Here is a 25,822-nt window from a genome sequence, read left to right on the forward strand (position 1 = left end):
CCCGTTAACCATTGTTGTTCATATAGATTCAAACGTTTTACCCGGGGGTTGGAGCAATGGCCGAATGGATCGTTCTGGCCGCATTCAGTGTGGTTTCGGCCAGCTTTGCGATATTGTGGCTCTTGCCACGCCATCAGGCCAAAACAAGAGATTTCGGGCTGTCAGCGCCCGGAGCGCTGTTCGATGTTGTCTTCCTGTTCGATGGCGACCGGTTGATCAGCCACTCCGATATTGCGCTGGCAGGTTACGAATCCGTCAGCAACTGGGCTGATCTGCGGCGTTTGCTGCAACGTGATTTTCCCGCTTTCCCCGAAACTCCCGAGATTGTCCGGTCCGGGGGCAACATCGCCGTTTCAGCCATCGACTGCACAGTCGAGCGCGAGGTTCTGTGCGAATGGATCGACGGTATCATTCGGGTTCAATTACGTGATCTGACGGGGACCATCCCTACGCCACGCCGTGACCAGCGCGATCCAATTCGTTTGGCGATGGAGCAGGCGCCCTACCCTGTTTGGCTGATAGATCACCGTGATAAGGTGGGCTGGTGCAATGCGGCCTATGTACGGTTGGTTCGCAAGATCGCGGGACCGGATGCCGATCTGACGGACCCTCTGTTTCCTTCTCACAGGGACGAGGCGCAGCTGAGTCGAAAAACCCGTGTCTCGATTCCGGTCAGGGACAGCGATGCCAAGCTCTGGTTTGACCTGACCCAGGTCGCACACGAACAGGATCAGTTGTGTTACGCGGTCGATATCAACGCGATTGTCGAAGCCGAGACAGCGCAGCGCAAGTTTGTGCAGACCATGACCAAGACCTTCGCGCAGCTCTCCATTGGTCTGGCGATCTTTGACCGCAACCGGCAACTGGCCCTGTTCAATCCAGCGCTGATCGATCTGACCACCCTCCCACCCGACTTCCTGAGCCTGCGCCCAAGCCTGTCCAGCTTTTTTGACCGGCTTCGCGACCAGCATATGATGCCCGAGCCTAAGAACTATCGCAGTTGGCGGCGCCAGATGAACGACCTTCTGGAGGCGGCACAGGACGGGAACTATCAGGAAACCTGGTCGCTGCCATCAGGATCGGTCTATTCCGTCAGTGGTCGCCCGCATCCCGATGGGGCCGTGGCTTTCCTGTTCGAAGATATCACCGCCGAAATCACACTGACCCGACGGTTCCGCGCTGAAACGGACCTTATGCAATCCATTCTGGACAAGCTGGCTGATGCCATCGCGGTGTTTTCGGATGACGGTTCGCTGGCGATCACAAATTACGCCTATCAGGTGTTGTGGGGCGACAGCGGCGAAGTAGGATTCGAACCAGCAACGGTGCTGGAAATCACACGCCAATGGCAGGAGCACTGCACCGCCACACCGATCCTTGGCGAGATCCGCGAATTCGTCACCGCGCGCGAGAACCGGGCCGAATGGTCGGCTGAACTGATCCTAAAATCCGGCAGCTCTTTGAACTGCACGGTCAGCCCCATGCAAAACGGGGCAACAATTGTCCGTTTCGCCTCGGACAACCCGGTCAGGAACATCACGGAAATACAAAAAATCAGCGCGTGAACCGGTTGCAGCCGACCCGGCGCAGGTTCATTGTGACGCCATGAACGCACCGCTGACTCTGACCTCGAAATCCCCATTCGACACTGCTGAAGTTGCCACCAAACTGGGTGGCGCATTGCAGTCTGGCGATACTATCCTGCTTGAAGGTACGATCGGCAGCGGCAAAACCCATTTCGCACGCGCATTGATCCAATCTCTTCTGTCCGCACCCGAAGATGTGCCTTCGCCGACCTTTACTCTGGTTCAGGTTTACGAGACGCAGCTTGGAGAGGTCTGGCATTCAGACCTCTATCGTCTTTCTGCCGTGGAAGAGATCGAAGAGCTGGGGCTGGTCGACGCCTTCGACGCCGGCATTTGCCTGATCGAGTGGCCTGAAAAGCTGGGTCCTCTGACGCCAGAGCCGGCCTTACTGATCCGGTTCACCACAGACGCCAACGAACAAGATACGCGACAACTTAAGATGTCGTGGACAGACCCGAAATGGAACGCCAAGCTGGAGGGGATCCAATGACGAACCGGGCCATTCTGGCAGAAGCCTTGATCGCGCAGACACCATGGAACGGCGCACTGCATACGCCTTTGGCGGGTGATGCCTCGAACCGCCGGTACGAGCGTCTGACCGACCCTGCCACCGGCCGGACCGCCGTTTTGATGGATGCTCCGCCCGACAAGGGCGAAGCTGTTGAACCCTTCGTGCGTATGTCGAAATACCTGCGTTCCATTGGGTTGAGTGCGCCGGAAATCTACGCCGAGGACTGCGAATACGGGTTTCTGTTGCTCGAAGATTTGGGCGACGATCTGTTCGCACGCGTCTTGCGGGACGATCCGACGCTTGAGCGCACGCTGTATGACGCCGCAACCGATGTACTTGTCCATCTTCACGCGGCGCCGACGCTTTCGCTCGACAGTTACGACCCCGCTATGATGACCGAATTGGCGGCGCTGTCGTTCACGAAATATGCACAAGGCATTCTTGGATCGCACGACGACGAGGCCCGCGCCCGGTTCGAGCTGCGCTTTGCGGATATCCTGCACCGGGAAACCGGCGGAACGCGGGTTGTTGTGCAACGCGATTACCACGCAGAAAACCTGATCTGGCTGCCCGAGCGCGAAGGTCTGGCGCGTGTCGGTCTGCTGGATTTCCAAAGCGCGATGCTGGGGCATCCCGCCTATGATTTGATGTCACTGCTACAGGATGTGCGTCGGACTGTGCCCGCCGGGATCGAGATGCGGATGATCGACCGCTATATCACCGCAACCGGCGTCGATGGGCATGATTTCCGCACCGCATATGCTGTTCTGGGCGCACAGCGTAACCTGCGCATTCTGGGCGGTTTTGCCCGGCTGGCGACCGATTATGGAAAGCCACACTACGTCGACCTGATCCCGGCTGCGTGGGCACATTTGATGCGCGATCTCGAACATCCCGCGTTGGTGCCGGTGGCAGACCTGTTGCGCAGCGCCCTGCCCGCCCCAAGCCCCGAAAACCTGGATAAGCTGAGGGCGCAATGACCGGAACCCCCCAAGCTGCAATGCTGTTTGCCGCGGGCTTTGGTACTCGCATGGGTGCCCTGACCAAAGACCGGCCCAAACCGCTGATCGAGGTGGCCGGGCGGCCCCTGATTGATCACGCACTGGATCTGGTCGATGCACTCAGGCCGCTGCGGATTGTTGCCAACCTGCACTACCACGCTGATCAGTTGGCTGATCATCTGGCGGGCTGCAACGTTATGATATCGCGGGAAGAACCGCGCATTCTGGATACTGGTGGTGGGCTGCGCGCAGCGCTACCTCTGCTTGGATCCGATCCCGTATTCACCTTGAACAGCGACGCGATCTGGGCTGGGCCCAACCCGCTGAATTTACTGAAGGATCAGTGGAATCCGGATAAAATGGATGCGCTGCTGATGTGCGTTCCAGTTGGGCAAACCCTTGGCCACTCCGGCCCTGGTGACTTCACTCAGGACAGCACAGGGCGGATCGTCCGCGGTGCAGGTCTTGTTTACGGCGGGGTACAAATTCTGAAAACCGAAGCGCTGCATGACATCGCTGAGGACGTGTTTTCATTGAACGTGCTGTGGGATCGAATGCTGCAGCAAAAGCGCCTGTTCGCACTGTCTTACCCCGGTCGCTGGTGCGATGTGGGGCGTCCCGAGGGTATTGATCTGGCCGAGGGGTTGATTGCCGATGTTTGAGCCCAGCGCCCTGCCCCGGGTCTTCGCCGTTCCTCCGGGAGCGGATTTTCCCAAGGTGTTGGTTGACGGGCTACATGAGCGGTTTGTGGGGCAGCCGCCCGACGCGCTGGCCCGGGTGCAACTGGTGATCAACACCCGCCGGATGGCGCGCCGGGTGCGCGATCTGTTTGATCAGGGTCCCGCTTGCCTTTTGCCACGCCTCTCTTTGGTCACCGATCTTGGCGAAAGCGCCGATCTGGCGCAGATCCCACCCGCAATCCCGCCTCTGCGTCGCAGGCTGGAGCTGACGCAGCTGATCGCAAAACTGCTAGACCAGCAACCCGATCTGGCGGCCCGGTCCTCGCTGTTCGATCTATCTGACAGCCTGGCCGGGCTTATCGACGAGATGCAGGGGGAAGGTGTCTCTCCCGATGCGATCAGGCAACTGGATGTCAGCGACATGTCCGGCCATTGGGCGCGGGCACAGGCCTTTATAGGCATCGCTGATCAGTTCATGGAATCCGGTTCGGAGGCGCTGGACACGCAGGCCCGACAGCGGCGCGTGGTCGAGAACCTGATCGCGCGCTGGGAGGCGTCGCCGCCCGAACATCCTGTCATTCTGGCAGGCTCTACCGGGTCTCGCGGAACCACCCTGATGCTGATGCAGGCGGTTGCGCGTCTGCCTCAGGGGGCGCTGGTGCTACCCGGCTATGATTTCGACCAGCCTGAACATGTTTGGAGCAATCTGGATAACCCGCTGACATCTGAGGATCATCCTCAATACCGGTTCCGCAAGCTGATGCTTGGGCTAGGGCTTCGCCCGGATCAAATCCGGCCATGGACCACGGATCAGGCCCCTTCACCTGCCCGTAACAAGCTGATTTCGCTTGCATTGCGCCCTGCCCCGGTCACCGACGCATGGATGACCGAAGGCCCGCTCCTGCCCGACCTGAACGGTGCGACCAAGGATGTGACGCTGATCGAGGCACCCTCGCCCCGGGCCGAGGCCTTGGCGATTGCGCTGCGCCTACGGCAAGCGGCCGAGACCGGCCAGACCGCCGCGCTAATCACCCCCGACCGGATGCTAACCCGGCAGGTCAGCGCCGCACTGGACCGGTGGAATATCCTGCCCGATGACAGCGCGGGCCTGCCACTGCAGCTGTCTCCGCCCGGGCGGTTCCTGCGCCATGTCGCCGGGCTGTTCGCGCGCCGCCTGGATAGCGAGGCTCTGCTGACGCTGCTCAAACACCCACTGTGCCATGACGGGGGCGACCGGGGCAGCCACCTGCTGCATACCCGCGATCTTGAGCTTGACCTGCGTCGCTATGGCCCGCCCTTTCCCGACAGCGCCAGCCTGACCGCTTTCGCCATTCGTACAGAAGCGCCCGAGGACTGGGTCCGCTGGGTTACCCAGGCATTTTGCGATCAATACGACCCCACCGAACAGCCACTGCCGGACTGGGTCGCCCGGCTTCGCACGCTGGCCGAGATAATCTCGGCAGGTGGAACCGGTGAATCTGGCACATTGTGGGACAAGAACGCGGGCCAGAAGGCGCTTGCGGTGATCTCTACTTTGGAAGCCGAAGCACAGCATGGCGGCGCGATGACCGCCCATGACTTTGCCGAACTTCTGGGCGCGTTGTTGGCAGGTGAAGAAGTCCGCGACCGCGATGCACCTCACCCGCATCTGATGATCTGGGGCACGCTGGAAGCGCGCGTTCAGGGTGCGGATCTGCTAATTCTGGGTGGCTTGAACGAAGGCAGCTGGCCCGAGGCTGCGGCACCCGACCCCTGGCTGAACCGTCAGATGCGCAATGAGGCCGGTCTTTTACTGCCCGAACGCAGGATCGGTCTGTCCGCGCATGACTTCCAGCAGGCGGCAGGTGCTGCAGAGGTGGTTTTGACCCGCGCTACCCGCTCGGATGATGCGGAAACCGTACCATCCCGTTGGCTGAACCGCATGACCAACCTGTTGCAAGGCCTGCCTGAACAGGGTGGAACTAGGGCGTTAGAAGCAATGCAAGCGCGGGGCCAACGGTGGCTGGATAGGGCAGAGATGCTGGAACATGCACCCCGAATCGCACCCGCGCACCGCCCGTCGCCACGACCACCCGTCGCGGCGCGGCCACGGCGGCTATCGGTGACCGAAATCAAACGCTTGATCCGCGATCCGTACGCCATATATGCCCGGCATATCCTGCGATTGAGACAACTGGACCCGCTGGTTCAGGCGCCAGATGCCCTGCTACGCGGTATCGTCATCCACGAGGTGATGGAACAATTCGTGCGCGACAGCGTTCTGGATCCGGCTTTATTGACCCGAGAAAATTTCCTGAAACGCGCCAAAGCTCTGCTGGACGACCACGTTGCGTGGCCAACTGCCCGAAAGCTGTGGCTAGCGCGGCTAGAGCGGATTACCGATAGCTTTCTATCCGCCGAGATTCAGCGCCGCACCGATGGCGGGCCTGTGGCTTTTGAGGTTGGGATGCGCCTGGCGTTGACGCCGCTGGACTTCACCATTGCCGGACGTGCCGACCGAATCGATCGAAGCGGGCAGGGGGCCTTGCGTATCATCGACTACAAGACGGGCACTCCGCCGACGGAAAGTCAGCAAGCCAAATTCGACAAACAACTGCTGATCGAAGCTGCAATGGCCGAGCAGGGCGGTATCGAAGGATTCGATCCGCTTCCCGTTGCACAGGCGATCTTCATTGGCATGGGCGGCACCTATAAAGAAGTGCCCGCACCGCTGCAGAAAGAGCCGACCGACAAGGTGCTGGCCGAACTGAAAGAGCTCATTTCAGCCTATTTAGAGCCTGCTCAGGGGTTCTCTTCACGCAGGATGCTGCACAAGGACACAGATATAGGGGACTATGATCACCTCGCCCGGTTCGGCGAGTGGGATCGTTCGGCGGAAACCGAACCGGAGGACCTGACATGACCCCCCGCAATGATGCCACCGAACGGCAGGTTCAGGCCGCGCGCCCGGACGCCTCAACCTGGCTGGCGGCCAATGCGGGCTCGGGCAAGACCCGGGTGCTGACCGACCGGGTGGCGCGGCTGTTGCTGGATGGTGTACAGCCGCAGCATATCCTGTGCCTGACCTATACCAAGGCCGCGGCCAGCGAGATGCAGAACCGGTTGTTCAAACGTCTTGGCAAATGGGCAATGTTGGGCGACGGCGACCTTCAGGCTGAGTTGGTCGAACTTGGCGTACCAGGCCTGATCGATCCCGACCGGTTGGCGCAAGCACGGACCCTGTTTGCCCGCGCTATTGAGACGCCTGGTGGACTAAAGATCCAAACGATCCACTCCTTCTGTGCTTCGCTGCTGCGACGGTTCCCGCTTGAGGCAGGGGTCAGCCCTCAATTCTCCGAAATGGAAGACCGGGCTGCGGCGTTGCTGCGCGAAGAGATCATTGAGAGTTTTGCCGAAGGCCCTCAGGCCGAATTAATCGAAGACGTTGCCCGCTTTGTCACCGATACCGGTTTTGACAAACTGACTGCCGCTGTTGCGCAGAAACGAAATCAGTTTGAACATGTGCTGCAATGGCCGGACATTCTGCGACGGTTTGATCTGCCCGAAGGTTTTGATGAGCAGGTCCTGCTGCGTAACGTGTTTCTGGGCGGTGAGGTCGACCTGATCCAGTCCATTTTTCCCGCGCTTTTGGAAAGCGGAGGGAACAATGCCAAGGCCGCCGACAAGCTTTCCAGTATTACCGACGCCAGGTTGAGCAACCTGACGATACTTGAAAACGTCCTATTGACGGGTAAGGGCGCGAAAGAGCCCTTTGCCGCAAAACTCAACAGCTTTCCAACCAAGGCGCTGCGTGAAGGGGTGCTGGCAGATCGGATGCCCCAGCTCGAGGCCCTGATGCTGCGGGTCGAAGCCGCGCGGGAACAACGACTGGCGCTGGTTGCGGCCCAGAAAACCCATGTATTACATCGCTTTGCCGCGGCCTTCCTTCCGGAATACGAGCGGCGCAAGCAGGTTAGGGGTTGGCTGGATTTTGATGACCTGATCCTGCGCGCACGTCAGGTGCTGAACGACCCGGCGGTCGCAGAATGGGTGCTGTACCGGCTCGACGGTGGCATCGATCACATTCTGGTGGACGAGGCGCAGGACACCAGCCCGGATCAATGGGACGTGATCGAAAAATTGGCTCAGGAATTTACCAGCGGGGAAGGGGCCCGATCCGGAGTTGAGCGCACGATCTTTGTGGTTGGTGACAAGAAACAGTCAATCTATTCCTTCCAGGGCGCCGACCCGCAAGCCTTTGACCAGATGCAGGCCGAATTTGGGCGGAAACTTCGAGAATCAGGCTCTAAACTGTGGGATTCAACGCTGGAATATTCGTTCCGCTCGTCCAGCGCGATCCTTGGGCTGGTCGATATACTGTTCGAAAACCATGTAGAGGCCGGGTTCCACAAGGATGCCTTACACCGGGCATTCAAGGCCGATCTTCCTGGGCGCGTCGACCTATGGCCGGTGATCGAGAAAGTTGAAGACGAGGATGACAGCGATTGGACCGATCCCGTTGATCGACCCGGCGCACGGCATCACACCGTCATTCTGGCAGAACAGGTTGCCCGGTCAATCAAGGATATGATCAGGAATGGCGCTACCATTCCCGATGATGGCGATGCGTCGGGGACATTTGTCCGGCGCAAAGTGCAACCCCGCGACTTTCTGATCCTTGTCCAACGCCGCTCGGACCTGTTTGCCGAGATCATTCGCGCCTGCAAAAGCGAGGGCCTGCCCATCGCGGGGGCGGATCGCCTGAAGGTGGGCGCGGAATTGGCGGTCAAGGATCTGGCTGCTTTGCTGAGCTTTCTGGCCACACCCGAAGACAGCCTATCCCTGGCGACAGTCCTGAAATCCCCACTGTTTGGCTGGACGGAACAACAGTTGTTCGATCTGGCTCATCGCAGGGAGGAAACTTATCTATGGGCAGCGTTGCGCAATCGTGCCGAGGAGTTCCCGGTAACGCTTGCGATTCTGAACGACCTACGCGGTCAAACCGACTTTCTGCGTCCTTATGATCTGATCGAACGTATCCTGACGCGCCATGACGGGCGACGCAAACTGCTGGGCCGGCTTGGGGCCGAGGCTGAGGATGGTATCAACGCGTTGCTGTCGCAGGCGCTGGCCTATGAACGGACAGATATCCCAAGCCTCACCGGTTTTCTGGTCTGGATGCAAACCGACGATCTGGAGATCAAGCGCCAGATGAGCGGAGTCGGCAATATGATCAGGGTGATGACCGTTCATGGCTCGAAGGGATTGGAATCACCGATCGTAATCCTGCCGGACACTGGTAAACGACAGCCACCACGAGATGCCGAGATCATGATGGCGGGCGATACTCCGTTGTGGAAAGTGCCTTCTGATGCCTCACCTGCATTAATCGCAGCTGCGCGCCAAGAAGCCAGAACGCGCGAGGAGAATGAGCGGCTGAGGCTGCTCTATGTGGCTCTAACACGGGCAGAAAAGTGGCTAATAGTGGCGGCCGCCGGGGATGTAGGCAAGGATGGCAACAGTTGGTATCAGATGGTTGAGGCTGCGATGGTGCGGGCAGGGGCTACTCATGTACCCGGCACCCAGAACCTTCGACTAGCGCATGGAGATTGGAAGGCTTTGCCCGCTGTTGAACAGGGCAGCATCCCGCACAACGAACAGCATTTGCCTGTATTTTTTGACCACCCCGCGCCAAATGCACCCGCGCCAGCCGAAACGCTCAGCCCCTCTGATCTTGGGGGTGCGAAGGCCTTGCCCGGAGATGCGGGGCAGGATGAAGAGGCGGCGAAACGACGCGGATCGCAGCTGCACCTGTTGCTCGAACATCTTCCTGCTGCCGCACAGGATCAATGGCCGCAGCTTTGCGCACGGCTTCTGGCCGATATGCAAGATGTTGAGCGGCAAGATCTGCTGACTGAGGCCACTTCGGTGCTGACGGCCGAATATCTGAAACCGGTCTTTGGCTCGGATGCGCTGACCGAGGTTTCGGTCTCTGCCGATCTGAACGGCACACGAATGCATGGGGTCATCGACCGGCTGATTATAACGGATACAGAGGTGCATGTGATTGATTTCAAATCCAATGCGACTGTTCCGACCGGGCCAGAATCCTGTCCCGAAGGGCTGTTGCGCCAGATGGCGGCCTACGCCCATGCCCTGTCGCAAATCTATCCCAATCACAGTATCCGCACCGCTATCTTGTGGACGCGAACCGCGCACCTGATGTGGTTGCCACACGATATGGTGACGGACGCCCTGACACCGAACCCTATATCTTGACCTTGCCCGGTGCCGCACCTAGGTTCTGAGCCCAAGCATTCCCAGTCAGGAGACAGACATGTCGACCGTAGCCGTTACCGACGACACCTTTGACGCCGAAGTCAAGAATTCCGATATCCCCGTCGTGGTGGATTTCTGGGCCGAGTGGTGCGGCCCCTGTAAGCAGATCGGCCCCGCCCTGGAAGAGCTGGCCAGCGAATATGGTGGCAAGGTGAAGATTGCCAAGGTCGATGTCGACAGCAACCCAAACTCAGCCGCGGCCATGGGCGTGCGCGGCATTCCGGCGCTGTTCATTTTCAAAGACGGTCAGGTGGTTTCGAACCGCGCTGGCGCGGCCCCGAAAGCGGCCCTGCAAAGCTGGATCGACGAGTCGATCTGACCTTCGCTACTGTTCGAACGCAAAAAGGCGCCCCGCATTGGGCGCCTTTTTTTGTGAAAGCCACTGCGTGACAAGAGTTTAGACTCACTTGATGGTCCACCTCACCGATACTCCCGCGCCGTCTTTGTGGGTAAATGTAACGGTGTCGTCTGCGATTGAAACCACCTGACAGTCATGGGGCATCACTTCACCGACGATCACGATTCTCCGACAGTAATACCTGTCTTTCCACTCCCACGTGCCGCTGATACTGCCACCTTTCGGGCCTTTGCCCTCAACCGTGCCGTCCTTGTGAATTGTCACCCAGGTTTCGCCCTGAACCAGCTTCTTATCAACGATCAGGTTCATAAATTTCGCTTTGTTTTCTATGACTTCAGCGGATACGCTTTGCGCCAGAAGTCCAAACAACAATAATGATGACATGAGCCGAAAATACGTCATGGAATCAAACCTTTCATAGATCGTGCGCTTAAACAGACAGAATTCTAGTCGATAGCTGCGGTACACACCAAACATTCGGGTTTCGTGGTTTGGCCGGATGCAGTTCAATGTACTGGTTCTTTCAACTCGCAAGAACTCGTGCAGATTGTCGGGTCATCAGGAATAAGGAGGCGACATGCCCAAAACTCGGGTATTGGTGGAATTTGGTATGGGTACGTCGCTTCGGCGCGAAGACTATACCGAAGCAGCGCTGCGCGCGCTCAAGGATGCGCTCTGGCATAACTCGGTCAATATGGCGGAATTGTTCGGATTCCCGAAAGAGGCCATGATCATCGACGCGGAAATCGGTGTACAGCAACCGGACCGGGTGGATTCGCAGGCGTTGAAGGCCATTTTCCCTTACGGCCAGCCCAACATCACGGTCACACATGGTGGCTTGGATATCGACAAACCCCATTCTGAAGGTCGCACGGTGATCGCCAACGCCGCGATCGTTGTCTCATTTGATATGGAGCCCGCCCGATGACGGAAAAACGTATTATTCTGGAGATGGGGACCGGCAACGATCTGTATGGTCAGGACTATACCAAGGCCGCGCGACGCGCTGTTCAGGACGCGCTGCACCACTCGTCCATCACGCTGTTTTCCAAACTGGGCATCAGCCATGAGGAGATGCGTGTTGAGGTCACGATTGGCGTTCAGCAGCCTGAGAAGGTTGATTGTGATCTTGTCGCCTCGGATCTGCCGCGGGGCCGCGCCTCGGTTCGGGCGGTCAAAGGGGGACTGGATGTCGAGGATGCCGAGGCGGGTACCCGGCATGTCGTAGCCACTGCTGCAGTTGAGGCTTATCTGCCTGATCTCGCAGGTAAATTCGTCGAAAGCTGAAAAAGAAAAAGCCGCTCAATCGAGCGGCTCATCTTATAAGTGTTCAAATCCTGGATCAGAACTTGGAGATATCAGCGCGGGTCAGCCCGACGTCTTCCAGCTGCTCGTCGCTCAGTTGCGACAGTTCGTTGCGTGTCTGATATGATTTGTACCATTCGACAACGTTTTCGAATGCATGAGAGAATGCGTCCACTGCGTGCAGGATGGTGACTGCTCCGCGCGGCGCATGGGTTTTTGCGATTGCGTTTGCCATGTGCTTGGTCCTTTTAACAGAAACAGCCGACCCGTTGTCGGTTGTAAGCCTCATGTAACTCCGGCGGCTGAGTCTCACAAATGCTGACTCAACAGCCCCGGTTTGCGTTTACTGCATATCTTTTGGGCAGTTTTAGAACCGGTTGCGCAGAACCCGTGCCCGGCCCATATATGGCAGCACGGATAACGGAGGCATTCATGGCAGACAGCGATTTTCCCGGATGGCACGGCACCACTATTATTGGCGTCAAGAAGGGCGGGCAGGTTGTCATCGCCGGGGACGGGCAGGTCAGCCTGGGCCAAACCGTGATCAAGGGCACTGCGCGAAAGGTGCGTCGCCTGACACCGGGCGGGTTCGAAGTGGTCGCCGGATTCGCCGGATCTACGGCGGATGCGTTCACGCTGCTGGAACGTCTGGAAGCCAAGCTTGAGGCGACGCCCGGCCAACTGGCGCGTGCTTCGGTCGAGCTGGCCAAGGACTGGCGCACCGACAAGTATCTGCAGAAGCTAGAGGCGATGCTGATTGTGACCGACGGCAAAGATCTGCTCGTGATCACTGGGGCAGGGGACGTGCTTGAGCCGGAACACAACGTCGCTGCAATCGGGTCGGGCGGCAACTTTGCCCTGGCGGCGGCCCGTGCGATGATGGATAGCGACAAACCGGCCGAGGATGTGGCGCGTGAAGCCATGGCAATTGCTGCGGATATCTGCGTCTATACCAACGGCAATCTGACGGTTGAAACGATCGGGTCATGAGTGCGGTTCTGGCAGCGATATTTGGTGGGCTGATTGGCGGCATTGTTGGGCCGATTGTGCTTGAGGAATATCGGAATCGGAAGCACGCCAAGACATGGAAAGAGCCTCGCAAGAAGCTGCTTGAGTCCATGTTGAGAGATACCAAATACAAGTTCAAAACTCTGGAACGGCTCAGCAGAACAATTGGCTGTACCGAAGATCAGACACGCTCGCTATTGATCGAGCTGGAAGCCAGAGGCGCTGTTTCAAAGAAGACCAAAAAGGAAATTTGGGCACTGATCGAGCGCGCGCCGTTACAGGAAAGCCAGCGCAAACTTGACGAAGAAGAAATTGAGGAAGAGCAGGAGTAGGTGACCCCCTCCGCTCTATCGGCTGCTCTTTACGCCAATAGCGCTTTGATCTCTTTACCCTTCCACCTCAGATGCATCCCGATCAGGCCCATCAGGGCAGTGACGATGACAATGTAGTAGGGGACGCGGATGTCGATGCTCATCAATCCGCCTCCGATCAGGGACATGATACCGCCTGCTAGGCAGAACACGGCTGTGGTCACGCCCATGACCCAGCCCTGATCCGTTTCGGCAACGCTGGATGAGAACAGGCCTAGCAGCGTCGGGTAAGAAACGCCGAAGAAGAAGTAGAAGAAAAAGACCGGAATATAGCTCAGCACCCCGCTGGGGCTGAATGCGAAGGCAAAGCCACAGATCACCATGGTGACCAATGAGGTGTAGATGATCTGGTGCTTGCTGAACCTCTCTTGCGCTGGTTTCACAAGGAAGGTGCTGGAAAAGGCCAGCGCAACGCCAATGACCACCATCGCCATGCTGCCCCCAATTACGCCATAACCCCACGCGCTGGTCAGGAAGTTGTCGACGAATACATAGAAAGTAACGTTGGCGACCATGAACAGGGCGTAAACTGGCATGATCTTCAGAACCAGCGGGTGCTCGCGCACAGCAATAAGACTGTCGGTGATGTCGCGTGGGCGGAAAACAAAAGGTTCACGCTCGGTTCTGGTATCCTTGAAGAACGCGGTCACAAGAAAGATTGCAATCAGGACCAGCACAAACGCCCCGTAGAAAGGCGTTTTCAATGTCGCCGCGCTGCCCAATAAGGCTGCATCGGACAGAACCGCGCCTATGATCGGTCCTCCGACCAAGCCAAAGCTGACACCGGTCACAATATAACCCATGTTGCGGTCACGGTCGGCAGCGTCGGTGCTGCCATCGATCATCGCCGCTTGTGCGATGGGCTGATTTCCAGCCGTAAACCCGGTGATCGAACGACCAATGATCAGCAGAAGCAGGCTGTTGAGATAAAGCGCTGCGATGGTCAGGGCGTAGCCGACCAGCGCCCCGGTCAAACAGACCAGAAGAGCATTCTTGCGCCCGATAGAGTCTGAAACTTTCGAGACATAGACCACCCCCAGAAACCAAGACAGGAAGAAGCAGCCGATCACCAGACCATAATAAAAGTGCCTTGTGCCCATGGCCGTGCTTTCCGGCAAGAAGCCGGACTTCGTTTCCATGATCAGGGAGTTGATGATGGGAAACACCAGCCCTTGTCCGATCAGGTCAACAAAGACCACAAACAGCAGGGTGATCTTGGCAATCTTGGTCATGAAAACGCCCCCAGTTCCAATATCTTGGGGCGAGTGTAACAGACAGTTGCCCTGTCACCTAACGGCGTGTCAGAGGCCGGAAAGCCCGACCCCTGAAGGGTGTGATTACTTCAACGAAGCAACGCCCAGCGGGACGCCGGCAACCTCGCACCAAATGTAAACTTCGTTGTAGCCCGAGACATCCATGGTTGGTGGCACGGCATAGGATTGCTTGCCGGTCAAGTGCAGCAGCGCGCCCAGTTTGCTGTCTGGGGCGTATGTGCCGTCCTTACCAAATGCGACACGCGGGTCGGGGCCGTTGTCCAGCGAAAAGTCTTCGCCCAGTTCAACGATGTAACGCTCGCCATCTTTGACCAGTTTTACCGAACCGGTAGTGACGTGGTTCGAGCGGCCTTCAAATGTGCCTTTCTTTTTTGCGCCACCGGCCAGGGCAGCGGTGGTGCCGACCAGAGACAGGGCCGCGCCGGTAGCTGCAGCTTTCACAAAAAGCGAACGACGAGTCATCATGATGAGGTATCTCCCTAATGTCATACGGACGCAGAGTCCGTCGCGAAAGGTTATGCCGCAGACGCTGTGCATCTGGCGATTCACATCACCACGAAATTCCGTGTGCTGCCCGTGAGTTGCCGTGATCTTCTCGTGATCGGCTTGTGTTTTCGCGCCGTATGATTAGGTTCCGCTGCGAAACATACGGATAGAACACATATGACCGACCTGACCCCGCGCGAGATTGTCTCGGAACTGGACCGCTTTATTATCGGGCAGAAAGACGCGAAACGCGCCGTCGCCGTGGCGCTACGCAACCGCTGGCGGCGCAAGCAGTTGCCAGATGACATCCGCGATGAGGTCTATCCGAAAAACATTCTGATGATCGGACCCACCGGCGTTGGCAAGACCGAGATCAGCCGCCGTCTGGCCAAACTGGCCCGCGCACCCTTCATCAAGGTTGAAGCCACCAAATTCACCGAGGTCGGCTATGTCGGTCGGGACGTTGAACAGATCGTGCGTGATCTGGCTGACGCCGCAATCCTGCAAACCCGCGAGTATATGCGCGAGGATGTCAAAGCCCGCGCCCATCAGGCCGCCGAGGATCGCGTGATCGAGGCGATTGCAGGAACCGACGCCCGCGAAGCGACGCGCGAGATGTTCCGCAAGAAGCTGAAAGCGGGTGAGCTGGACGATACCGAAATCGAGTTGGAACTGTCCGATACCACGAACCCGATGCCGATGTTCGATATTCCGGGCCAGCCGGGTGGTCAGATGGGGATGATGAATCTGGGTGATATCTTCGGCAAGGCCTTCGGTGGACGGACCGTCAAGAAACGCATGACTGTGGCTGAAAGCTATGAGGCGTTAATAGGGGAAGAGGCCGACAAGTTGCTGGATGACGAAACTGTCAACCGTGTGGCTTTGGAATCGGTCGAACAGAACGGTATCGTGTTTCTGGATGAGATCGACAAAGTCTGCGCCCGATCCGATGCGCGCGGAGGCGATGTCAGCCGGGAAGGGGTTCAGCGCGACCTGCTGCCTCTGATCGAGGGCACCACTGTCAGCACCAAACATGGCCCTGTGAAAACCGACCATATCCTTTTCATCGCATCCGGTGCGTTTCACATCGCCAAGCCCTCGGACCTGCTGCCAGAACTTCAGGGCCGCTTGCCGATACGCGTGGAACTGCGCGCCCTGACAGAAGAGGATTTCGTACGTATCCTGACCGAGACCGACAACGCTCTGACCCTGCAGTATACTGCCCTGATGGGCACTGAAGAGGTCACGGTCAGTTTCACCGAAGATGGGATCGCAGCCTTGGCCCGGATTGCGGCGGATGTGAACCAAAGCATCGAGAATATCGGTGCGCGGCGGCTTTACACGGTGATGGAGCGCGTGTTCGAAGAGCTTTCGTTCACCGCACCGGATCAGGCAGGGGCTGAGATCACCGTCGATGCAGGTTTCGTGAACGACAATCTTGGCGAGCTGACAAAATCAACAGACCTCAGCCGTTACGTTTTGTAACAGGTGCCAGCCGGATTTTGCCAATGAGTCGTGCCCTCAGGCTGGACGCGGGGCGGGAATACGGTAGCGTAGCCCTGTAACTTCACAGGGGCAGAGCGTGCTGCGCTATTTCATCATCATTGTGACGCTGTCTGTGCTGACCGCCTGTGCGGATCGGTCTATCACAGAGATCACACCCGAAGCCCTTAGGGTCGGCACCCCCGCCACGGTCTTTGCCGCCACTACCCGTGCGCGCGAGCCGGATGGCAGCTACGGCGCTAACCGTGCCGAGGCATTGCGTTACCTTGAGATGACCGTCTCGATTCCGCCGTCGCACACGCCGGGTGAACTCAATTTCTCATACGCGAACCCGAATCCGAACAAACAGTTTGTCGTGGCGGATGTTACCGAGTTCTCGGGTCCGCAGGATCTGAAGTCCCGTCTGCGTGGCGTGGATGACGTGGTCATCTTTGTTCACGGGTATAACGCCACGCAGACTGAGACCGCATTTCGGGCCGCTCAGCTGAGCCATGATATCGGTATCCCCGGAACCATTTTGATTTATTCCTGGCCCAGTAAGGCGCGCGGCACCGGTTACGCCTATGATCTGGACAGTATGCTGTTTGCCCGAGACGGGCTGGAACAGACCATTAGATTGCTCAAATCAATGGGCGTAAAGCGGGTTGTACTGATAGCGCATTCGATGGGCAGCGCCCTATCGATGGAGATGATGCGGCAAGCCGAACTACGCGAGCCGGGGTGGGCAAGCCGCAATCTTGAGGGGGTCATCCTGATCTCACCTGATCTGGATGTGGATCTGTTCCGATCCCAGATGAACAGCATCAAGAGCCCGCCCGACCCGTTTGTGGTGATGGTGTCCCAGAAGGACAAGATTCTGAACCTGTCGGCTCGGCTGCGCGGCACCGCGGACAGTCAGAGGTTGGGTAATATCAGTTCGGTCGACGCATTGGCCGAATATCCGATCAGCGTGATCGACACGACTGCATTCAACAGCGATGCGGGATCATCTCATTTCGTGGCGGCGACGTCTCCGGCGCTGCTGGCGATTCTCAGTTCGGCCCGCCGGGTCAGCAACACCTTTGGCCCCGACCGGCCTGGCATCGATGTCCTTGTCCCACCCAGCGAGCGCAGCGCAGATGGCGCGACCGAGATTGTGCTGACCGAGACCGGACAGGCGCAGGTCAGCGCGCCCTGATCAAGCACGCATTCGATGATCGGGGTCCAGCGATGGGATCGCATCCAGCAACCGCTTGGTATAGTCTTGCTTGGGTGCGGCAAACAGTTCGCGCGTCGGGGCGCTTTCAACGATCTTGCCGTGATACATCACGACCACAAAATCGCAGGTATGGGCCACAACCGACAGATCGTGGCTGATGAACATGAAGGTCAGGCCCATATCTCGCTGAAGGGATTTCAGCAGGTTCAGGATATCCGCCTGAATCGACACGTCCAGTGCCGCCACGCATTCATCGGCAACTACAAAACGCGGGTTGCAGGCCAGAGCCCGCGCGATAGAAATCCGCTGACGCTGACCGCCCGAAAACGCGTGCGGATAGCGTCGCAGATGTTCAAGGTTCAACCGGCATTTGCCCGCAATCTCGCGAACCCGCGCATCGGTTTCCTCACGCGATGCGGTCAGGCCCATCACATCCAGCGGTTCGGCTATGATATCACGCACGGTCATCCGAGGACTAAGCGCCGCGTAAGGGTCCTGAAAAATCAACTGAGCCCGACGGCGATAGGACTTGAGATCGGTTGCTGACATTTTGGTCAGATCGAACCGCTCTTCACCATCATCATAGCTTGCGCCACCGCTGGTGATTGGAACCGCATTCAGCAATGCGCGGCCAAGTGTTGTCTTGCCCGAGCCGGACTCGCCGACCACCCCAACAAAAGCCCCTCGCGGGATTTCGATCGAGACGTTGTCGACCGCCTTCAGCGTGCGCTTATTAAACAACCCGCCACCAAGGGGAAATTCGACCGACAGGTTTTCGGTTTTGATCAGTGCATTTGTCATGGCTGGCCTGGCACGTCTTCGGGGAAAATGGCTGCGAAATGGCCGGGGCTGACCTCGGTCAAGGGTGGGCGTTCCGTTTCATATCGCGATCCGGGTTTGAGTTCCGGGTTGCGTGGATGGAACACGCAGCCTGATGGCCGCTCCAGAGGTGAGGGGATATCGCCGGGGATCGGGGTTAGCGGTGCGTCCAGATCATCGAGTTTGGGTAACGCGTTCAGCAGGCCACGCGTATAGGCATGTGCCGGATGGCGGATCACCTCACGCACAGGTCCGCTTTCCATGATCCGACCCAGATACATCACCGCAACCCGGTCGGCGGTTTGGGCGACGACGCTTAGGTCATGGGTGATGAAGACGATACCCATGCCGAACTCGGCCACCAGATCCTTCATCAGATCCAAAACCTGAGCCTGAATGGTCACGTCCAGCGCCGTTGTCGGCTCATCCGCGATCAGCAGTTTGGGCTTGGTCGAAAGCGCCATGGCGATCATCGCCCGCTGACGCATCCCGCCCGACAATTCGAAAGCGTATTGGTTGAACCGGGCCGCTGGTTCAAGGATACCCACCCGGTCCAGCATTTCGATCGATAGTTCTTTGGCCTGCTTTTTGCTGAGATCCGTGTGGATCAGCAACTGTTCAACCATCTGCTTGCCGATGGTGATCGCGGGGGCAAAGCTGGCCATCGGCTCTTGAAAGATCATACTGATCGCCCCGCCGCGCACAATCTCCATGTCCTTGGGCCGCTTCAGCGCCATGATATCAACCGGGCCGCTGTCGAGATGCAGATCGATCCGGCTTTCCGGCGCATAGATCGCGTTGGGTGGATTTAGTTTCATCAGTGACTTTGCCGTCACTGATTTTCCCGATCCACTTTCGCCGACCAGCCCGAGCACCTCGCCTGGGGCGAGTGAAAACGAAACATCCTCGACCGCCGTGATCAACCCTTCATCGGTTTTGAACTGAACGGACAGGTTTTCGACATCGATCAGGCTCATTTGCGGGTCTCCGAATAAGGATCAGCCGCATCGCGCAGGCCATCGCCAACGAACACGAAAGACATCACGAGAACGACAAAGAAGATGACCGGGATGAAATACCATTGGTAATTCAGCAGAACATCCGCCTTGGTCACATTCTGCAACATCACGCCAAGTGAGTTGACCGGATCTTTCAGCCCCAGCCCGATAAAGCTGAGCGCGGTTTCGCTGAGGACCATATAGGGGAACGAGATCACCAGATCGACGATGATGTAACTGGTGAAGCTGGGCAGTAGATGACGCCGGATGATGTGGCCCGGTGATGCGCCGCAAAGCTTTGCCGCAAGCACATATTCCTGATTGCGTTCGGTCAGCAGATGGGTGCGCACACGCCGTGCCAAAGTAGGCCAGCCGACCAATCCCAATATGGCTGTGATGACAAAGAACCTTGTCTCGGCCGACCATTCCGGCGGGATAAAGGCCGCAATCGCCATGAACAGAGGTATGGCCGGAACCGTACGGATCGCATCGGTGATCATTTGGATCACACTGTCGACCATTCCACCGTAATATCCTGCCACCCCTCCGATCGCGAGCGCCAGCACGAACGAAATCATCACCCCAAGCGTTCCGACCTGTAGCGACGTCCAAACCGCATGCAGTGTACGGCTGAAGATATCCTTGCCGGCACTGTCGGTTCCGAACAGGTGAACATAGCCCTGATCGACACCAAACAGATGGATGTTACCGGGAATGACTCCAAACAGCTTATATTTGTCGCCCCGAACGAAGAACTGGATATATCGGCGTTCATCCTCGTTCACTTTCTCGACCCAGCGGAAATTGGTCGCCAACGAGCGTTCGCGAGTTACCCCGTGCAGGAACGGGCGGATCGAGCAGCCATTCTTGTCGCAGAATTTTGGAATCTGCGGGGCTCCGTTCAGATAGTCTTTGTCACGCCCTGCGGCGGTCGGATCGTAAGGCGACAGGAACGGAGCAAAGATGCCCGACAGGATCAGGACGACCAGAACTGTGGCCGCAATCATCGCCGCGCGCTGTTTCTTGAATCGGGCCCAGATCAACTGACGCTGCGAGGCGGTGAAATAGGCTTCTTTTGCCTTTTGGTTGTCGATTGTCGCAGTCATCTGGTCACCTGAGGATACTTTTGCGCACGCGCGGATCAATCACCGCAAGCAGAATGTCGGTGAAGAAATTCAACGTTACGATTGATGCCGTCAGCAGAAAGATGATGGCCCCCGCAAGTTGCTGATCATTGGACCGCGCCAACGCTTCAAGCAAAAGCGCACCGGCTTCAGTCAATGTCAGGATCAGCGCCACAATGGGCAGTTCGTTGAAGATCCGGTTCAGGTCAAAGCCAAGGCTGTTGACGATCGGCCCCAGCGCATGACGGGCCGGATAGCGCCATAACAGTCGGCGGCCATAAATGCCCCGCGCGGCAGCAGCGGTGACATACAGCTTCCCGATCTCATCCGACATCAACGCGCGCACGGTCTGCAGCGCAAAGGCTGTGGCCGACCAGCCCAGAATGAAGATCGGCAGCCAGGCGTGTTTCAGCAAATCGAGGAACTTGCCCCAAGACCAAGGCGCTTCTTTATACTCCGGCGAGAACAGCCCGGTCAGTGTCTCGCCGAAATAAACGGTTGAAACCAGCATCACCATCAGGGCCAGCAGGAAGTTCGGCATCGCCAGACCCAGATAGCTGACGATCCGCAGCGAGTTGTTCAATACTGCACTGCGCGAGGCGGCAGAAATGATGCCCACAGGGATTGCAATGGCATAAGCCAGCGTCAAAGCGCCAAGGCAGATCCACAGCGACAGCCAGAACTTGTCGCCCAGCAGCTGTGCAATATTCACCCGCAGGATGCAGCTTTCGCCGAAATCGCCACGAAATGCCCCTGACAACCAAGTGGCCCATCGGGTCAGGAACGGTTGATCCAACCCCAGTCGGGCGCGTTCTGCTGCAACGTCAGCAACGGTGATCGCGGACCCTTGGGTGTTTTTATACGCCAAATAGCGCTCGGCACAGTCACCGGGCACCAGTTCCATCAGTGAAAAAACAATCAGCGATACGATGACCAAAGTGACCAACGCCATAACCGCCCGGGTGGCGGCAAATCTGCAGAATTGCAACATATCTGTCCCCGCGGGATGCGCGAAGGCGGGCGCGGGCGCCCACCTTCTTATCTTCTCAACCTTATTCGCTCAGCCACCACTGGGCGGGGCGGTAAGGATAGGTCCGATAGAACTCGTAAGACTGCGTTTTGAACTCGGTAAAGTTCTGCAGGTTGTTCGAGTGATAGATCGGGGCAGGAGCATTCACGGTACCCAGGAACAGCAGCTCGCCGGTCATGATCTCGACCATCTTCTGCGCGGCGGATACTGACGCATCAGAGCCGGGTGCACTGGACTGATAGGTGTCCAATGCAGTCTTCAGATCCGCGACCCAAGCCGGTGGTTCAACTCCGTTTTCACCGTTTGAGCTGATATATTCAGCCCAGAGCATACCTGTACGTACGTCGAAATAGCCATCAAACGGAGGCACCCAGATCTCGCTGTCCCCGAGGATCGACCCGGCTGGCTGGCTCTTCAGCCATAGGCCCATATCCAGCGAGTTGGCCGTTTGTGCGGCGCGGAATTCGTCGGATGTCACCTCTTTGATCGCGGTGTTGACGCCAACGTCTTTCCAGTTCTGAGCAATCAGTTCCACCAATTGCGCCGAAGCTGGCTGGGTCGAGAACTGCCAATCCAGAACAAACGGATCACCATTCGGCAAGTCGCGGAAGCCATCACCGTCCTTGTCGACAAGACCGACTTCGTCCAGCAGCGCATTGGCGCGCTCTGCGTCGAATTCGATCTCATGGTTCGACCATTTTTCGTCGATGAAATCGGGACGTGGCGAGAAGCCGATGTACTGTGTCGGTGTTCCCAGACCAAAAGCCACAACCTCGTTCAGCTGGTTGCGATCCATAGCAACAGACATCGCAGTTCTGAACCGGATATCGTTAAAGATCGCGCGCTTGGCCTCGTCTTCTGCGGTCACGTTGAAGGTCAGAACCGGATAGCCGATCGAAGGCTTCACCTCGACCGTGTAGTTACCGTTCTCCTGACCTTCGAGCAGCACCGGAGCGGATGTCAGGTTAACACCCTGCGATTTGTAATCGACCTCGCCATTCAGCAACTTAAGGGTGCGAACTTCTTCGTCCGGAACGTAAGTTTCATCCATTTCCGAAATGTAGGGAAGCTGGTTACCCTGCGTATCGACCTGGAAGAAATAGGGGTTGGCCACGTAGTGACGACCCTCGGTGCTCTCCTTCACAAGGATATGGCTCTCCAGCGTCGGCATGGTGTCGGTGGGAAGACCCGCCAGTTTGTCACCGGCTGTCAGCATCGGAGATGGCGTATCCATCCAGTCCGAGTTGCCATAATAGGCCTTGATCAGCTCGTACCCGTTTTCATAACCAAGCGCCTGCGCGTTGGCGTCGGCGTTGTCATCCAGCGCCGGGTGGAACTTTTCAAAGAAATGCTTGGGCTGGTAGGGCTGCACATAGGTGAACGAGAATGTCTCGGTCAGGCCAGGCTTGGGCGCGGCAAGGGTAAAGCGGACGGTGGTGTCGTCCAGCGCTTCGACCTTCATGGGCTCACCGCCCGCCAGCGCATAATCCTTCGCTTCGGCGATGACATTGGTGTCCATCATCAGGTTATCGTACCAGAAGACGATATCCGCCGCCGTAAATGGCGCGCCATCCGACCACTTGTGGCCTTCACGCAGATTCACGGTCAGCACGGTGAAGTCATCGTTCCATTCCCAGGATTTCGCCACGTTGGGCACCAGGGTCTGCAGGTCGTCGGAATAGCGGAACAGGTTGACGTGACGCACCGAAAGGAAGTCCGAGGTGCCGCTTTCTGTGGCGTTGGAGAGCGCGTCCAGAACACCGCCATACTGACCTATCGAGTCATAGGGTACGATGACCAACGGGTCAGCCGGCAGACGATCTGCCACGGCCGCAAGATCGCCATTGCCACGGATCATGCCGTTCAGATCCCCAATAGCCGGGTTTTCGGCAAAGCTGAGCGTACAGTTTGCAGCTGATTGAAACTCGGACAGATCAAACTGCTGAGGATAAGCACCAGCTGCGACGCCCTGCATATCCGCGACGGTTGCAGCAGGACAATTGGCCCAGGCCGCGCCCCCGATTGTGGCAAAGGCCACACCTGACATAAGAAGCTTTTTCATGTTTTCTCCCTAGGTTTTGTTTATTTCGTTTTGCGTTTCCGAGAGCCCGATTTGCCCGCTTTGCTTTCGGAGGTTTCTTTGTTCTTTTTTTGCTTCCGGGGCTCTGTTTCTTCCGGCCCGGATTTGACATCGTTTTGCGATGCAATGTGCACTTGGACCCCAGCTTGCTTGAGAACGGGTGCAAACGCATCGGGTGGGGCGATATCGGTCACCAGATCCGTCACCTTGTCGAACGGGCAAGACACGTTGGCTGCCTTTGCACCGAATTTGGTGTGGTCCGCTGCAACGATCATGCGATGCGTGTTCCCTTGCAGCGCACGGGTCAGATCCGCCTCCAGCGGGTTCGAGGCCAATACACCTCCAACCAGCGACAGTGCATCCGCGCCGCAGATCACCGCGTCATAGCTGTACTGACACGCCAATTCTTCAGCCGCACGGCCAAAACTGCCTCGTTCGGAGCGGATTACTTCGCCCCCTGCCAGAACGGCGCGCGTGCCATTGTGATCGGCCAGGGATGCGACAACTGACAAAGAGTTGCTAACGACGGTCAAACCCCGCAGCTCACGTAGTTGCTCGGCCACATGAGTCATGGTCGAGCCAACGGTGATGAACAACACCATCTCGTCCTCAAGCAACCCGCAGACCCGCTTGGCGATGTTGGTTTTCTCGTCGGCATTATACTCCAACGCGCCCGAAAACATCGGTGTATCCTGCGCCCGAGACAGAAATGTGCCGCCATGCACACGCTCAACCTTGTTCGCGCGCGCCAGTGCCTTGACCAAACGACGCACAGTTTCCTCAGAGACGTCCATGATCTGGGCGATCTGAGTGTTGCGCGCTGACCCCCCCAGCCGCGCAAGGACATCCAGCAGCTCTCGGCCACGATGTGGGATGGTTACGCTATCATCATCCATTTTCAGACTCGGTCACATTTTCGCGCAAAAATCCACAATAAATGTAAATCTTTTGCGACAATTTTGGTTTTTTTGCCTTTTCCGGTCAACATGGCATAGCAAACCTGCAGTTTCATGCGGCGTGACAGGTGGATTTCAGATCTCTCGCAAGAATCATTCAACTCATCCCAGCATGTGTTCATGACGACAATGCGATCAGCGTCACGCCAGCGGCCATCATCACGGCCGCCAGAAGGCGTCGCATGGGATTGCCTTCACCCAGGAACAGAAATCCGATTAGGGCCGCGAAGATCACTGAGGTTTCGCGTAAGGCTGACACGACGCCAAGCGGAGCGAAATTCTTGGCATAAAGCACTAGGCCGTAAGCGGTCATCGACACCATTCCGCCTGCAATCCCGATCACCCAAATGCGCAGAGGCAAATCAAGCACACGCGCGCCTCGCCGTAGCGCGACAAAGCCCACAACAAAGATATGCAGAACCGAATGCCAGGCCCAATAACTCAGGATGTTGCCTGACACCCGCACGCCCAGGCCATCCACAAGCGAGTAGATGGAAATAAAGCAGCCCGTTCCCAATGCGAAAACAAGCGATGCCCTACCGACCCCTTGCCTCAAAACCGACCAGCTGGACAGTTGAATGCCGGTGGCAATCACCGCGATCCCAATCCAGGCCTGCGTCGGCAAATGTTCGCCCGCGAATATCACGGCCCAAAGAGCGACCAGCGCAGGAACCACACCGCGCGCGATCGGGTACACCACACTGAGATCACCATGCCGGTAGGCCTGATTCAGCATGTAGAAATATCCGAAATGAACAACGGTCGAACCTGCCAGATATGGCAGGCTCTCGACATTCGGCAGCGGCAGAACCGCCACCATCAGCGCCCCCGGGATAACGTGTCCCAGCGCAACCAGACCCAGCGTGACTGTTCGGTCAGCGGCCGTTTTTACAACCGTGTTCCAGATCGCATGCAGCAACGCGGCCGCAAGGATTATGAGAACGATTTCAGCGCTCACTGTCAGATCGCCGTATTAAACAGCTCAGTGATGTTTTGTTGGTTGAGTTGGATTGGGTTACCTCCGCATGAGGGGTCGATGATAGCGCCCTGGACCAGTTCGGGGATGGCAGCTTTGGTGACGCCCAGGTCAGAGAGTTTGCGGGGAATAGCGAAGCTGTCGTTGAACTCTTGCACGAAGCTGCGGAAGCCGTCGAAGCCGCCGTCGATGCCCAGATAGGCGGCGGCTTGCTGGAAGCGGTCGGCGATGACTGGCGCG

General features: G+C 57.7%; 23 protein-coding genes and 2 pseudogenes. 13 read left to right on the forward strand and 12 right to left on the reverse strand.

Annotated features, from left to right (window positions below):
* Nucleotides 1–56 precede the first annotated feature (56 nt).
* The 7 genes from ACR0NE_RS20945 to trxA are packed head-to-tail and all read left to right on the forward strand — an operon-like array spanning nucleotide 57 to nucleotide 10,415.
* The gene (locus ACR0NE_RS20945) at nucleotides 57–1,565 is read left to right on the forward strand and encodes a PAS-domain containing protein (RefSeq protein WP_170594949.1); all 1,509 of its coding nucleotides are present in this window, start codon (nucleotides 57–59) and stop codon (nucleotides 1,563–1,565) included.
* A 40-nt stretch (nucleotides 1,566–1,605) separates the two neighbouring features.
* Nucleotides 1,606–2,076: a tRNA (adenosine(37)-N6)-threonylcarbamoyltransferase complex ATPase subunit type 1 TsaE gene (tsaE, locus tag ACR0NE_RS20950; RefSeq protein ID WP_170407927.1), complete on the forward strand. Its 471-nt coding sequence runs from the start codon at nucleotides 1,606–1,608 to the stop codon at nucleotides 2,074–2,076.
* Nucleotides 2,073–3,077, forward strand: coding sequence for a phosphotransferase (locus ACR0NE_RS20955; RefSeq protein ID WP_170594946.1), 1,005 nt, complete (start codon nucleotides 2,073–2,075; stop codon nucleotides 3,075–3,077). The genes tsaE and ACR0NE_RS20955 overlap by 4 nt, the downstream gene beginning before the upstream one ends.
* Nucleotides 3,074–3,760, forward strand: coding sequence for a nucleotidyltransferase family protein (locus ACR0NE_RS20960; protein WP_170594943.1), 687 nt, complete (start codon nucleotides 3,074–3,076; stop codon nucleotides 3,758–3,760). Before ACR0NE_RS20955 ends, ACR0NE_RS20960 begins: the two co-directional genes overlap by 4 nt.
* Nucleotides 3,753–6,680, forward strand: a complete 2,928-nt coding sequence (addB, locus tag ACR0NE_RS20965) for a double-strand break repair protein AddB (RefSeq protein WP_170594940.1) — start codon at nucleotides 3,753–3,755, stop codon at nucleotides 6,678–6,680. The genes ACR0NE_RS20960 and addB overlap by 8 nt, the downstream gene beginning before the upstream one ends.
* The gene (addA, locus tag ACR0NE_RS20970; protein ID WP_170594937.1) at nucleotides 6,677–10,036 is read left to right on the forward strand and encodes a double-strand break repair helicase AddA; all 3,360 of its coding nucleotides are present in this window, start codon (nucleotides 6,677–6,679) and stop codon (nucleotides 10,034–10,036) included. The genes addB and addA overlap by 4 nt, the downstream gene beginning before the upstream one ends.
* Nucleotides 10,037–10,094: 58 nt before the next feature.
* The gene (gene trxA / locus ACR0NE_RS20975; RefSeq protein ID WP_170397826.1) at nucleotides 10,095–10,415 is read left to right on the forward strand and encodes a thioredoxin; all 321 of its coding nucleotides are present in this window, start codon (nucleotides 10,095–10,097) and stop codon (nucleotides 10,413–10,415) included.
* An 84-nt stretch (nucleotides 10,416–10,499) separates the two neighbouring features.
* Here the strand turns inward: trxA and ACR0NE_RS20980 are convergent, their stop codons facing one another.
* A complete protein-coding gene (locus ACR0NE_RS20980; RefSeq protein WP_170594933.1) occupies nucleotides 10,500–10,931 on the reverse strand; it encodes a hypothetical protein in 432 nt (143 codons plus the stop codon).
* Nucleotides 10,932–11,031: 100 nt separating this feature from the next.
* Here ACR0NE_RS20980 and ACR0NE_RS20985 point away from each other — a divergent pair, with 100 nt between their 5' ends.
* Nucleotides 11,032–11,382 (forward strand): Lin0512 family protein, encoded by a 351-nt coding sequence (locus tag ACR0NE_RS20985; RefSeq protein WP_170397821.1) that lies wholly within the window; start codon nucleotides 11,032–11,034, stop codon nucleotides 11,380–11,382.
* Entirely contained in the window at nucleotides 11,379–11,741 is a 363-nt protein-coding gene (locus ACR0NE_RS20990; RefSeq protein WP_170407917.1) for a Lin0512 family protein, read from the forward strand. The genes ACR0NE_RS20985 and ACR0NE_RS20990 overlap by 4 nt, the downstream gene beginning before the upstream one ends.
* A gap of 55 nt (nucleotides 11,742–11,796) precedes the next feature.
* Here ACR0NE_RS20990 and ACR0NE_RS20995 read toward each other — a convergent pair whose 3' ends face one another.
* Nucleotides 11,797–11,994, reverse strand: a complete 198-nt coding sequence (locus ACR0NE_RS20995; protein WP_170397815.1) for a DUF1127 domain-containing protein — start codon at nucleotides 11,992–11,994, stop codon at nucleotides 11,797–11,799.
* Between the two features lie 197 nt (nucleotides 11,995–12,191).
* Here ACR0NE_RS20995 and hslV point away from each other — a divergent pair, with 197 nt between their 5' ends.
* Together hslV and ACR0NE_RS21005 are read left to right on the forward strand one after the other, a co-directional pair.
* Nucleotides 12,192–12,749, forward strand: a complete 558-nt coding sequence (hslV, locus tag ACR0NE_RS21000; RefSeq protein WP_170397812.1) for an ATP-dependent protease subunit HslV — start codon at nucleotides 12,192–12,194, stop codon at nucleotides 12,747–12,749.
* Entirely contained in the window at nucleotides 12,746–13,099 is a 354-nt protein-coding gene (locus ACR0NE_RS21005) for a hypothetical protein (RefSeq protein WP_170425354.1), read from the forward strand. The genes hslV and ACR0NE_RS21005 overlap by 4 nt, the downstream gene beginning before the upstream one ends.
* A 29-nt stretch (nucleotides 13,100–13,128) precedes the next feature.
* Here the strand turns inward: ACR0NE_RS21005 and ACR0NE_RS21010 are convergent, their stop codons facing one another.
* Nucleotides 13,129–14,370 carry an MFS transporter gene (locus ACR0NE_RS21010; protein WP_170397806.1) on the reverse strand — a complete coding sequence of 414 codons (1,242 nt, stop codon included), beginning with the start codon at nucleotides 14,368–14,370 and terminating at the stop codon, nucleotides 13,129–13,131.
* Nucleotides 14,371–14,475: 105 nt separating this feature from the next.
* Entirely contained in the window at nucleotides 14,476–14,877 is a 402-nt protein-coding gene (locus ACR0NE_RS21015) for a DM13 domain-containing protein (RefSeq protein WP_170594929.1), read from the reverse strand.
* A gap of 198 nt (nucleotides 14,878–15,075) precedes the next feature.
* Between ACR0NE_RS21015 and hslU the strand changes: the two genes are divergently transcribed.
* Both hslU and ACR0NE_RS21025 read left to right on the forward strand, forming a co-directional pair.
* Entirely contained in the window at nucleotides 15,076–16,383 is a 1,308-nt protein-coding gene (hslU, locus tag ACR0NE_RS21020; protein ID WP_170407914.1) for an ATP-dependent protease ATPase subunit HslU, read from the forward strand.
* A 97-nt stretch (nucleotides 16,384–16,480) separates the two neighbouring features.
* Entirely contained in the window at nucleotides 16,481–17,578 is a 1,098-nt protein-coding gene (locus tag ACR0NE_RS21025) for an alpha/beta fold hydrolase (protein WP_170594926.1), read from the forward strand.
* Nucleotides 17,579–17,581: 3 nt separating this feature from the next.
* Here ACR0NE_RS21025 and ACR0NE_RS21030 read toward each other — a convergent pair.
* The 8 genes and pseudogenes from ACR0NE_RS21030 to ACR0NE_RS21065 all read right to left on the reverse strand — a co-directional run.
* Nucleotides 17,582–18,400 (reverse strand): annotated as a pseudogene (locus ACR0NE_RS21030) (ATP-binding cassette domain-containing protein); the annotation flags it as partial.
* A complete protein-coding gene (locus ACR0NE_RS21035; RefSeq protein ID WP_170513428.1) occupies nucleotides 18,397–19,395 on the reverse strand; it encodes an ABC transporter ATP-binding protein in 999 nt (332 codons plus the stop codon). The gene ACR0NE_RS21035 and the pseudogene ACR0NE_RS21030, both read right to left, overlap by 4 nt.
* Nucleotides 19,392–20,522: an ABC transporter permease gene (locus ACR0NE_RS21040; protein WP_170397790.1), complete on the reverse strand. Its 1,131-nt coding sequence runs from the start codon at nucleotides 20,520–20,522 to the stop codon at nucleotides 19,392–19,394. The genes ACR0NE_RS21035 and ACR0NE_RS21040 overlap by 4 nt, the downstream gene beginning before the upstream one ends.
* A 4-nt stretch (nucleotides 20,523–20,526) precedes the next feature.
* On the reverse strand, nucleotides 20,527–21,531 hold the full coding sequence (locus ACR0NE_RS21045; RefSeq protein WP_170397787.1) for an ABC transporter permease: 1,005 nt from the start codon (nucleotides 21,529–21,531) through the stop codon (nucleotides 20,527–20,529).
* 61 nt (nucleotides 21,532–21,592) lie between these two features.
* The gene (locus ACR0NE_RS21050; protein ID WP_170594920.1) at nucleotides 21,593–23,632 is read right to left on the reverse strand and encodes an ABC transporter substrate-binding protein; all 2,040 of its coding nucleotides are present in this window, start codon (nucleotides 23,630–23,632) and stop codon (nucleotides 21,593–21,595) included.
* A gap of 20 nt (nucleotides 23,633–23,652) precedes the next feature.
* Nucleotides 23,653–24,546: a DeoR/GlpR family DNA-binding transcription regulator gene (locus ACR0NE_RS21055; RefSeq protein WP_170594917.1), complete on the reverse strand. Its 894-nt coding sequence runs from the start codon at nucleotides 24,544–24,546 to the stop codon at nucleotides 23,653–23,655.
* A 178-nt stretch (nucleotides 24,547–24,724) separates the two neighbouring features.
* Nucleotides 24,725–25,564, reverse strand: coding sequence for an EamA family transporter (locus ACR0NE_RS21060; RefSeq protein ID WP_170397778.1), 840 nt, complete (start codon nucleotides 25,562–25,564; stop codon nucleotides 24,725–24,727).
* A 2-nt stretch (nucleotides 25,565–25,566) separates the two neighbouring features.
* Nucleotides 25,567–25,822: pseudogene (locus ACR0NE_RS21065) on the reverse strand (iron-containing alcohol dehydrogenase); the annotation flags it as partial.

The sequence above is a fragment of the Ruegeria sp. C9 genome (assembly GCF_056537585.1).

Bases quoted from the DNA above. Each gene is read 5' to 3' on its own strand.
- ACR0NE_RS20945 (WP_170594949.1), top strand. From the start codon at position 57: ATGGCCGAATGGATCGTTCTGGCCGCATTCAGTGTGGTTTCGGCCAGC.
- tsaE (WP_170407927.1), top strand. From the start codon at position 1,606: ATGAACGCACCGCTGACTCTGACCTCGAAATCCCCATTCGACACTGCT.
- ACR0NE_RS20955 (WP_170594946.1), top strand. From the start codon at position 2,073: ATGACGAACCGGGCCATTCTGGCAGAAGCCTTGATCGCGCAGACACCA.
- ACR0NE_RS20960 (WP_170594943.1), top strand. From the start codon at position 3,074: ATGACCGGAACCCCCCAAGCTGCAATGCTGTTTGCCGCGGGCTTTGGT.
- addB (WP_170594940.1), top strand. From the start codon at position 3,753: ATGTTTGAGCCCAGCGCCCTGCCCCGGGTCTTCGCCGTTCCTCCGGGA.
- addA (WP_170594937.1), top strand. From the start codon at position 6,677: ATGACCCCCCGCAATGATGCCACCGAACGGCAGGTTCAGGCCGCGCGC.
- trxA (WP_170397826.1), top strand. From the start codon at position 10,095: ATGTCGACCGTAGCCGTTACCGACGACACCTTTGACGCCGAAGTCAAG.
- ACR0NE_RS20980 (WP_170594933.1), bottom strand. From the start codon at position 10,931: ATGTTTGGTGTGTACCGCAGCTATCGACTAGAATTCTGTCTGTTTAAG.
- ACR0NE_RS20985 (WP_170397821.1), top strand. From the start codon at position 11,032: ATGCCCAAAACTCGGGTATTGGTGGAATTTGGTATGGGTACGTCGCTT.
- ACR0NE_RS20990 (WP_170407917.1), top strand. From the start codon at position 11,379: ATGACGGAAAAACGTATTATTCTGGAGATGGGGACCGGCAACGATCTG.
- ACR0NE_RS20995 (WP_170397815.1), bottom strand. From the start codon at position 11,994: ATGGCAAACGCAATCGCAAAAACCCATGCGCCGCGCGGAGCAGTCACC.
- hslV (WP_170397812.1), top strand. From the start codon at position 12,192: ATGGCAGACAGCGATTTTCCCGGATGGCACGGCACCACTATTATTGGC.
- ACR0NE_RS21005 (WP_170425354.1), top strand. From the start codon at position 12,746: ATGAGTGCGGTTCTGGCAGCGATATTTGGTGGGCTGATTGGCGGCATT.
- ACR0NE_RS21010 (WP_170397806.1), bottom strand. From the start codon at position 14,370: ATGACCAAGATTGCCAAGATCACCCTGCTGTTTGTGGTCTTTGTTGAC.
- ACR0NE_RS21015 (WP_170594929.1), bottom strand. From the start codon at position 14,877: ATGATGACTCGTCGTTCGCTTTTTGTGAAAGCTGCAGCTACCGGCGCG.
- hslU (WP_170407914.1), top strand. From the start codon at position 15,076: ATGACCGACCTGACCCCGCGCGAGATTGTCTCGGAACTGGACCGCTTT.
- ACR0NE_RS21035 (WP_170513428.1), bottom strand. From the start codon at position 19,395: ATGAGCCTGATCGATGTCGAAAACCTGTCCGTTCAGTTCAAAACCGAT.
- ACR0NE_RS21040 (WP_170397790.1), bottom strand. From the start codon at position 20,522: ATGACTGCGACAATCGACAACCAAAAGGCAAAAGAAGCCTATTTCACC.
- ACR0NE_RS21045 (WP_170397787.1), bottom strand. From the start codon at position 21,531: ATGTTGCAATTCTGCAGATTTGCCGCCACCCGGGCGGTTATGGCGTTG.
- ACR0NE_RS21050 (WP_170594920.1), bottom strand. From the start codon at position 23,632: ATGAAAAAGCTTCTTATGTCAGGTGTGGCCTTTGCCACAATCGGGGGC.
- ACR0NE_RS21055 (WP_170594917.1), bottom strand. From the start codon at position 24,546: ATGGATGATGATAGCGTAACCATCCCACATCGTGGCCGAGAGCTGCTG.